Below are 8,278 nucleotides of genomic sequence, written 5' to 3'. Positions count from 1 at the left end.
AGGACAGGTGACAGCAGGTCAGACAGGGACTCAAACTTTCCGGGAGGACAGGCGTGAATGAAGTCGAGAGCTTGGTCGATACGCATAAAAAAATCCGAAACCCAACAAGGAGTTTCGGATTCTTACACAGCCTGAGGATCGGTCAATGGATCCTTAACTGATCGGCATTAGAGGCTTGCCTCTCCTTTTTTTATGGCCGACGCGGGTCGCTCCTGGCAGCGCCTGCCGCCGTTCAGGGCGAAGACGCAGAGGGCCGGTGCAGCTGCCGTCGTGTCTGCATCATCAAGGCCCCGCTTTCATCGTGGCCGGAAGCCCTCTCCCCAGCACCGGTGCCCAAGGTCGCTGTGCGGGGGAAAGTGGCATGACACAGGCCCTATGGATGGCTCCTTGATGAACTTGGCGGGCGCTGTGCTTGAAGCCCCTGACCACGCCGGGCTTATGCTTTGGCCAGCGCCTTGCTACCATGACGGCAACGGTGCTTCGCGCACCCAGCCCAACTCACAGGAGACCTCATGATCCTCTCAACCACCCCCACCCTGGAAGGCAAGACCATTCGCGAGTACCGCGGCATCGTCGTGGGCGAAGCCATCCTCGGCGCCAACATCTTCAAGGATCTGTTCGCCGGCATCCGCGACATCATCGGCGGTCGCTCCGGCGCCTACGAAAAAGAGCTGGCCCGGGCCCGGGAGATCGCCTTCGAGGAGCTCAAGGAGCGTGCCCAGGCGCTGGGGGCCAACGCCGTGGTGGGCATCGACATCGACTACGAGGTGGTGGGCCAGAACGGCAGCATGCTGATGGTCAGCATCAGCGGCACCGCCGTGGTGATCTAGCCCGCCAGTGCCCGGCCCTGCATGGCCAAACGCCCCGTCACAAGCCGACCCCGAGGTCGGCTTTTTGTTGGGTGTGACGCGCAAAGGTGGGTGCAAGTGAGTGGGGCTCAAGGCCTGAACGTATCGAATGCCCCGATGGTTCTGGGCTGGCCGGGAATGAGAGAAAAAGCGGCCCGGCCCGGAGAAGGTGCGGGAACATGGGGGGCACGGGGCCTGAAGGTCGGCAAAGTTGTTCAATTTTGCTATTCGATAATGAGTTATCGTTTGATATATCTAAACAAAAAAATGACCTGTCAGGGGTCGCAGAGCCCAGGTCGGGACGAACATGGCGAGGTGCAGGCGGCACTGTACTCGCATCCCGCCCATAAAAAGAGGTCGCCCGGGCGACCTCTTTGTCGTCTGCTAGTTCGCTGCGGATCAGGGCAGGGCATCGGGCCGGAAGTGTTGCAAGGATCTGTGTCCCTCGTGTCTCAATCGATCAGGGCAATGCATCGGGCCGGAAGCTGGCGCGGATCTGCGGCACCAGGGGGGAGGGGTCGAAGCCTTTCTCTTCCCCGAGCACCGGGTGGAGCAGGGGTTGGTCACGGATGGGGGTGAGGTCCCCCGCCAGCAGCTGCCTTGTGGCCTGGCCCATCTGGTAGAGCTGGCGCACCGGGTCGAACTGGCGGGCGAGATCCAGCCCGTCCCCGGCCCGAGTGAAGGCCATCATGGGGATCTGGTAGCTGGCATCCCGTGGCGGTTTGGTGCCGTGGATACCCTTGCCCGCCGACATCAGGAAGGGCTGGTGGTCCCCGAAGGCCACCACCAGGTAGCGCTTGCCGGAGTTGTCCAGGGTCTTGAGCAGCCGCTCCAGGGAGGCCATGGCGTCCACCACCCCGGTGTAGTAGGTGTTGAGCAACTGGGTATCCGCCGGGCTCTGATCCGGGCAGGCGCCGCTGCGCTGCTGGGCCCGGTAGCGATCCCCGTCGAAGGGGCCGTGCCCCTGCATGGTGACCGCGTAGGCGAACAGGGGCTGATCGTCCTGGTTGCTGCGTTTGAGCAGGTGATCGATGAGGGCATCGTCGGAGATGTAGAGCCCCTTGTGCTCGAGGGCGGTGAAGCGGGTATCGAACCAGCGCTCCTGATAGCCGAGGGCCGGGATCGCCTTGGCGCGGCCCCAGAACTTCTCCACATAGGGGTGGGCGAACAGGGTCTGGTAGCCGCTTTGGGCTGCGCTGCGCGCAAGGCCGGGCACCTTGTCTGAGAGGTAGTAGTAGGGCACCACCCCCTGTTTGAGCAGGCCCACCGGCAGGCCGGTGTTCATCTCGAACTCCGCCAGTACCGTCATGCCGCCCGTGGTGGGGGAGTGGATGGTCTTGCGCCATTGGGCCACGCTGGCGGGCAGGCTCAAGGTGGGGGCGGGGGCGCAGAGACGGCCCTGCCAGTCAAGCCAGAGCGACTCGTATTGCAGCACGATCACCAGATCGAAGCGGGGAGCCCTGGGCTGGGCGGGCAGGCTCAGCTCCGGGGTGCGCTCGTTGATCTGCAAGGGGTAGCGAAACACGTTGCCGCTTTGCAGCATCTCGTCCACCAGGTTGAACAGGTAGAGGCCGGGGCCGGCGCGGATGATGTCCCTGTGGTAGTTCACCGCCCTGTCCACATAGCGGATGTTGGCCCCGAGCAGCTTGTTGCCGGTCTGGGTGGCGAACACGCAGAGGGCAAAGAAGGCGGCGGTGGCGGCGGCGGTGCGCAGCAAGCCCCGCAGGATCCAGCGGGAGAGGGCGAAGCGCCACACCAGAAAGAGGAGCCCCAGCACGACGAGCACCGGCACCACAGGGTGCTGATCGAGCAGGATGTGCAGCAGGGCCAGCAGGTTGCCCAGATCGTCCCCCCCCAGCGGCACCCCGTAGATGGCGATCTTCATGAAGTTGGCGAGCAGCCCGATGCCCGAGAGGGCGGTGAAGAGCAGCCCCATATAGAGGCTGAAGCCCGCGAGGGCACAGAGGCTCCAGCCCAGCACCATGCTGCCCCAGGCGAGGTAGTAGTGCTCTGGCCGAAAGCCCGACCAGAACAGGAATTCCCCCAGCTTGAACACCACGAAGCCGTGAAGCAGCACGAAGGTGAGGTTGCCGAGCAGCAGGCTGCCTGCCACCCGGGCGCGGTAGCTTCGGCGCAGCCGCGGCAGCAGGGCTTTGAGCACGGCGGCGCTCACCAGCAGCACCAGCAGCAGGCTGGTCATCAGGTAGAGGAGGTTGAAACCGCGCTCCGGCAGGGTCTGGAGGATCTGGCTGTATTCGGCGCTCTCCGGCCTGTCTGCCAGCAGCAGCCCGATGCGCAGCTGGTAGCGGCTGTCCAGGGCGTCGTCGGGGGCGCGCAGGGCGCTGTTGAGGCTCAGGGTGCAGCGCTCCTTGCGGCACTTCTGGCGCTTGTCCACCGCCTGGCTCAGCTGGTCGATGCGCACCCCTTTGTCGTTGAGCAGCTCCACCCGCACCTTGTCCCCCTCCTGCAGGGGTTTGAGCAGTTGCCACTGGCTGCGCACCACCAGATAGAAGCCCCGGTTGTCACTTTTGTAGAGCAGGCTGTAGCGATTGAGGGTCGCGATGGGCTGATCCGCCGGGCCCAGAATGAGGGGGGCGGCACGCCCGAGCCAGCTGACGGGGTTGAGCAGCGGCAGGGCGAGGGTCAGCAGCAGCAGGGCGGTCAGCAGACCCAGCAACAGCCCGGCCAGGGGCTGGGAGGCGGGGCGGTGGCCGGTGACGGGGGCATTCATAAGGGCTCATCCTTGGAGCGGTCATGGCAGCGACAACTGCCTCTATTTTGACCCGATGGTGCGTGGCTTGTTCCTTGATGTCAATTTAATGACAACAAGATGAATATTCCGTGATGAGCACAGTGAAGCAATTTGTGATCCCGATCTGCCAGGGGCACTCATTCTGTGATGAAAGCGTCATCATGAGCCTTTGCTGCTGGTCTGGGAGGGGGGCGCTGTTTAGTCTCTCAGTAACGGTTGGAGGTACATGTATGAATCCCAAAGTTGCGGCGCGTCAGGCCAGATTGCTCCAGATGCTGGAGAGCAAAGAAGAGATCCGGATCGGGCGGGAGCGGGACTGCCCCCTGCCGCTGCCCCAGCTCGTCCGGCTGACCGAGGATCACCCGGACGTCGTCAAGGTCTACGGTCACGGGCTCACCGCCGAGGTGTTCCATCTCAAGGTGGAGGGGCACCACTGGTGCCTGAAACGCTGCCGCCAGGACTCTCTGGTGGCCAATGTGGACGGCAAGACCGCCTTTCTCACCGAGCTGGAGCGGCGTCGGGAGATAGAGAGCCTGCGGGAGCTGCACCCCACCATCCTCTCCAACGTGGTCTGCACCAGTTTCGGCTCCGCCCGGGCCGGGGTGCTGGTCTCCCCCTGGCTGCGGGGGGAGCCGGTGCGCACGCTCTGCGAGCGCAACCTGGCGCAGATGCTGGCGGTGGAGGCGGAGCTGGCCCGCTGGGGCTGGTTTGACTGGGATCCGAGCCCGGGCAACCTGCTGGATGACGGCCAGCATATCTCGGTGTTCGATTTTGGCTACATGTGGCCCTTCGATCCCCTGCACGAGTTCAATTCCAACGGCCTCACCGATCCCGACTTCCACGTGCCTGAGCGGCTGGAAACCCGCACCCTCTCCGGGCTCTGGCTGGACGAGGCGGATCCCTTGCCGCTGTTTCGCCGCTGGCGCGAGCTCTGCCTCGCCTGGGCCAGGGGAGAGCTGCAATACCTGTCGCGGGAGGGGGCGAGCGCCCCCGTGCTGGCGCGGATGCAGGGACTGGTGGGGGAGTGGAGTGCGGCGCTGGCAAGCGACGAGGCGCTGGCGGCCAACTGGTGGCGCGACATGTACCGCAGCCATCGGCTCGACATCCTGGACGACCTCAGCGGCAAGAGCTGCGGCCCGCTCACCCTGCGCCGCCTCGACTGGCTGGAGCAGGCGGTACAGGAGCACTTCCCGGCCCTGGTGGACAATCTGGCCCCTGACGAAGCGGGGCTCGGTCAGGCCGGGTTGCTGCAACGGCTGGGAGGGCTGCGCGAGCAGATCCGGGCCAATCTGCTGCCCACCCGGGCTACCCTGGTCACCAGCTGATGGTGGAAGAAGAGTGACAAGAGGGGCGCCGCGGCGCCCCTCTTTGCTGAGTGGGGAAGGCCGCCCCGGGTGTGATGGGGCGGAGGAGGCTCGTTGTGTGCCAGCGCTGGGGCGACTCAGTCGAGCAGTTCCCGGTGCAGGCAGTTGACGATGTGGCCCGCCTCGTCCTCTTTGACCAGGAAGCAGAGGTTGTGGGCGCTGGCGCCGTAGCAGATCATCCGGATGTTGTGCTCGCGGATGGCGTCGAACACCTGGCTGCCCACCCCGGCCGCCTCGCTCATGCGGTTGCCGATGAGCGCCACCAGGGCGAAGCCGGTCTCCACTTCCACCTTGCACAGCTGGCCGAGCTCCGCCAGCACCTTGTCGTTCAGGATGGGTTCGCCGTTGCTCTGGCTGCCGGTGTGATCCAGGGTCAGGGAGACGCTCACCTCGGAGGTGGTGATGAGATCCACCGAGATGCGGTGACGGGCCAGGATGCCGAACACCTCGGCCAGGAAGCCGTAGGCGTGGAACATGTTGAGGCTGTGCAGGGTCACCAGCACCTGCTGGCGGCGCAGGGCCACGGCCCGGAACAGCGGGTTGCTGCGGGTGGTGGCGCGGATCCAGGTGCCACCGGCGGCGGGGTCCTTGGCGGAGCCCACGAACACCGGGATGTCCTGGCGCAGCGCGGGTTGCAGGGTGGCCGGGTGCAGCACCTTGGCGCCGAAGGTGGCCATCTCCGCCGCCTCCACGAAGCTGATTTCGGGGATGGGGCGGGCGCGGGTAACCAGGCGGGGATCCGTGGTGTAGATGCCGGGCACGTCGGTCCAGATCTCGATGCTGCCTGCGTCCAGTGCCTCGGCCAGGAGGGCCGCGCTGTAGTCGGAGCCGCCACGGCCGAGGGTGGTGGTGCGACCATCGCCGTCGGCACCGATGAAGCCCTGGGTGATGACCAGGCTGTCACCCAGCAACGGGCCCACCGCCTGCTGGCAGAGGGCGCGGGTCGCCGCGAGATCCACGGTGGCCTTGCCAAAGCGGCTGTCGGTGCGCAGCAGTTGGCGCGCATCCTGCCACTGGGCCTTGACCCCGCGCTGGTGCAGGAGTTCGGTGAAGAGACGGGTGGACATCAGCTCGCCGCAGGCGATGAGGCGATCGGCGAGTTCGGCGTCGGTGTGCTGACTGGCCTGACGGGCCATGGTGCGAATGTCGCCGAGCTGGGCATGGATGAGGGCGCTCACGTCGCTCGGGTTGCCAAGGGCGGCCAGAATGGCCAGCTGGATGTCGGCAAGCCTGGCAAGCTGGGCATCCTGTCCGGCTTCGTCCAGTTCACCCTGAGCCAGGCTCACCAGCAGGTTGGTGACGCCGGCGCTGGCGCTCAGCACCACCACCCGGGTCGCCGGATTGGCCAGCACCACGTCGGCGCAGTGGTTCATGGCCGCGGCATTGGCGACGCTGGTTCCGCCAAACTTGGCGACATTGATCGGGTTCATTGCATACTCCTGTCTCAAGGTGAAAATCCGGTTTCATCGGGCAAATAGAGAGGAGGAGGCAAAAAATGGCAGGAAAACGCGAGGATCCCGGCCAGAAGCACTCCACCTGCAGAGCCCATCCCGTACCCGCCCCAAGTGGGGCGCGGTGTGGGATGACCACTACCGATGACAACCCGGGGGATTCAGCCCCCGCAGCCGACGTGGCGGTGTCCAGTCACTCGCCTCGTCTCGGCGCTGCTCCCCCTGACCCAAGTTCACCGGACACTGGTGTCCTCCCCTGGGCTGCCTGGGCAGCGCTCCTCTTCTGGTGCCACCTGTGACAGGTGGCGTGCATGTACAAATACCTTGGTCTGGATTGCACTGTCAATCGAGTTCGTAAAAAAGAACAAAATTGACGGTAACCAGGCACAAGATCAATCAGTTACGAAATGGTCTTGGACAAAACCTTGGAGCGACGCTGCCAGTTGTAGAAGCGCTGGCGCTCCACCGGCAGATCTTCGACTTCCAGGGGATCGAAGCCCCGCTCCCGGAACCAGTGGATGGAGCGGGTGGTGAGCACGAACAGGCGACGGATGCCGAGCCGCCTGGCCCGTTCGGCCACCTTGGCGATCAGGGTGTCTCCCCGGTTGGAGTTGCGATACTCCGGGTGGATGGCGACGCAGGCCATCTCGGCCATGGCTTCTTCCATGAAGCAATAGAGCGCGGCGCAGCCGATGATGAGGCCGTCCCGCTCGATGATGGTGAACTTGTCTATCTCCATCTCCAGCTGCTCCCGGGAGCGGCGCACCAGGATCCCTTCCTCTTCCAGCGGACGGATGAGATCCAGGATGCCGCCGATGTCCTCAATGGTGGCGGCCCGGGCCCGCTCGGCGCTTTCGCGCACGATCTGGGTACCCAGCCCCTCGCGGCTGAACAGCTCCTGCAGCATGGCGCCGTCGTCCTGATAGCTCACCAGGTGGGAGCGGGGTACGCCACCCCGGCAGGAGGCGATGGCCGCGCGCAGGTAGCGGGCGGTGCCTGACATCTCTTCCCCCGCCTGCTCCAGCGCCACCAGCAGCTCTTCGGCCTGCTCGGGGAAGAGCTCGGAGATGGCCTCCCCGTGCCTGTCCATTACCCCCTGGGTGCTGCTGAAGCAGATGAGCTTGTCGGCTTTGAGATCCACCGCCACCCGGCGGGCTACCTCTTCCGAGCTCAGGTTGAAGCTCTCGCCGGTGACCGAGCAGCCAATGGGGGAGATGAGCACCAGGCCGTGCTGATCCAGCTGGCGGGTGATCCCCTCCACATCGATGCGACGCACCCGGCCGCTGTGGCAGAAGTCGATGCCGTCATCCACACCCAGCGGCTGGGCGGTGACGAAGTTGCCGCTCACCACGCTGATGCGGGCCCCCTGCATGGGTGTGTTGGCGAGCCCCATGGAGAGCTGGGCGGTGATGTCGTATTGCAGACCGCCGCACACCTGCTTGATGATGGCGAAACTGGCATCGTCGGTGACCCGGATCCGCTTGTGATACTGGGCCTGGATGCCGGCGCGGGCCAGGGCCTCGTCATTTTGCGGACGCGAACCAAACACCAGTACCAGGCGGATCCCCAAGGTCTGCAGCAGGGCGATGTCGCTGACGATGTTGGCGAAATTGGGGTGACAAATGGCTTCCCCGCCGATCATCAGGACGAAGGTGGCACCCCGGTGCACATTGACATAAGGGGTGGATTGCCGAAAGGCATGGACCAAGCTGGGTTCGCGTTCACGCACGTGTTTCATTCCATAAAAAAGCAGCAATTTGCCCAATATATGAAAATAAATTCACAAATCAAGACTAAATATCGACTTGGTGTTTTTTTGTCGCCATTTTGACCAGTGCGGGCGGGGAGGGGAAGACGCAGGCG

General features: G+C 64.6%; 5 protein-coding genes and 1 riboswitch. Of the genes, 2 read left to right on the top strand and 3 right to left on the bottom strand.

Going from position 1 to position 8,278, the window contains the following annotated elements; genetic code table 11:
• Window positions 1-512: 512 nt before the first annotated feature.
• Entirely contained in the window at window positions 513-830 is a 318-nt protein-coding gene (locus C3418_RS21740; protein ID WP_010674360.1) for a heavy metal-binding domain-containing protein, read from the top strand.
• Between the two features lie 478 nt (window positions 831-1,308).
• Here the strand turns inward: C3418_RS21740 and C3418_RS21735 are convergent, their stop codons facing one another.
• A complete protein-coding gene (locus tag C3418_RS21735; protein ID WP_103859260.1) occupies window positions 1,309-3,579 on the bottom strand; it encodes an LTA synthase family protein in 2,271 nt (756 codons plus the stop codon).
• 251 nt (window positions 3,580-3,830) lie between these two features.
• On the opposite strand from C3418_RS21735, the gene C3418_RS21730 reads away from it, so the two are divergent.
• Window positions 3,831-4,925 (top strand): hypothetical protein, encoded by a 1,095-nt coding sequence (locus tag C3418_RS21730; RefSeq protein ID WP_041212861.1) that lies wholly within the window; start codon window positions 3,831-3,833, stop codon window positions 4,923-4,925.
• Window positions 4,926-5,041: 116 nt separating this feature from the next.
• Here the strand turns inward: C3418_RS21730 and lysC are convergent, their stop codons facing one another.
• Both lysC and argA read right to left on the bottom strand, forming a co-directional pair.
• Window positions 5,042-6,394, bottom strand: a complete 1,353-nt coding sequence (gene lysC / locus C3418_RS21725; RefSeq protein ID WP_010674363.1) for a lysine-sensitive aspartokinase 3 — start codon at window positions 6,392-6,394, stop codon at window positions 5,042-5,044.
• A gap of 87 nt (window positions 6,395-6,481) precedes the next feature.
• Window positions 6,482-6,706: riboswitch (Lysine riboswitch) on the bottom strand.
• 109 nt (window positions 6,707-6,815) lie between these two features.
• Window positions 6,816-8,144, bottom strand: coding sequence for an amino-acid N-acetyltransferase (gene argA / locus C3418_RS21720; protein ID WP_010674364.1), 1,329 nt, complete (start codon window positions 8,142-8,144; stop codon window positions 6,816-6,818).
• Between the last annotated feature and the right edge of the window lie 134 nt (window positions 8,145-8,278).

Origin of the sequence: Aeromonas sp. ASNIH8 (assembly GCF_002919855.1) — a bacterium.
Classification (GTDB): domain Bacteria; phylum Pseudomonadota; class Gammaproteobacteria; order Enterobacterales; family Aeromonadaceae; genus Aeromonas; species Aeromonas caviae.
The sequence above is the reverse complement of the archived record's forward strand: the minus strand, read 5'-3'. Positions and strand labels throughout refer to the sequence as shown.

What these genes read in the sequence shown, in the direction of transcription:
- C3418_RS21740 (WP_010674360.1), top strand. Translation starts at nt 513, where the DNA reads ATGATCCTCTCAACCACCCCCACCCTGGAAGGCAAGACCATTCGCGAG.
- C3418_RS21735 (WP_103859260.1), bottom strand. Translation starts at nt 3,579, where the DNA reads ATGAATGCCCCCGTCACCGGCCACCGCCCCGCCTCCCAGCCCCTGGCC.
- C3418_RS21730 (WP_041212861.1), top strand. Translation starts at nt 3,831, where the DNA reads ATGAATCCCAAAGTTGCGGCGCGTCAGGCCAGATTGCTCCAGATGCTG.
- lysC (WP_010674363.1), bottom strand. Translation starts at nt 6,394, where the DNA reads ATGAACCCGATCAATGTCGCCAAGTTTGGCGGAACCAGCGTCGCCAAT.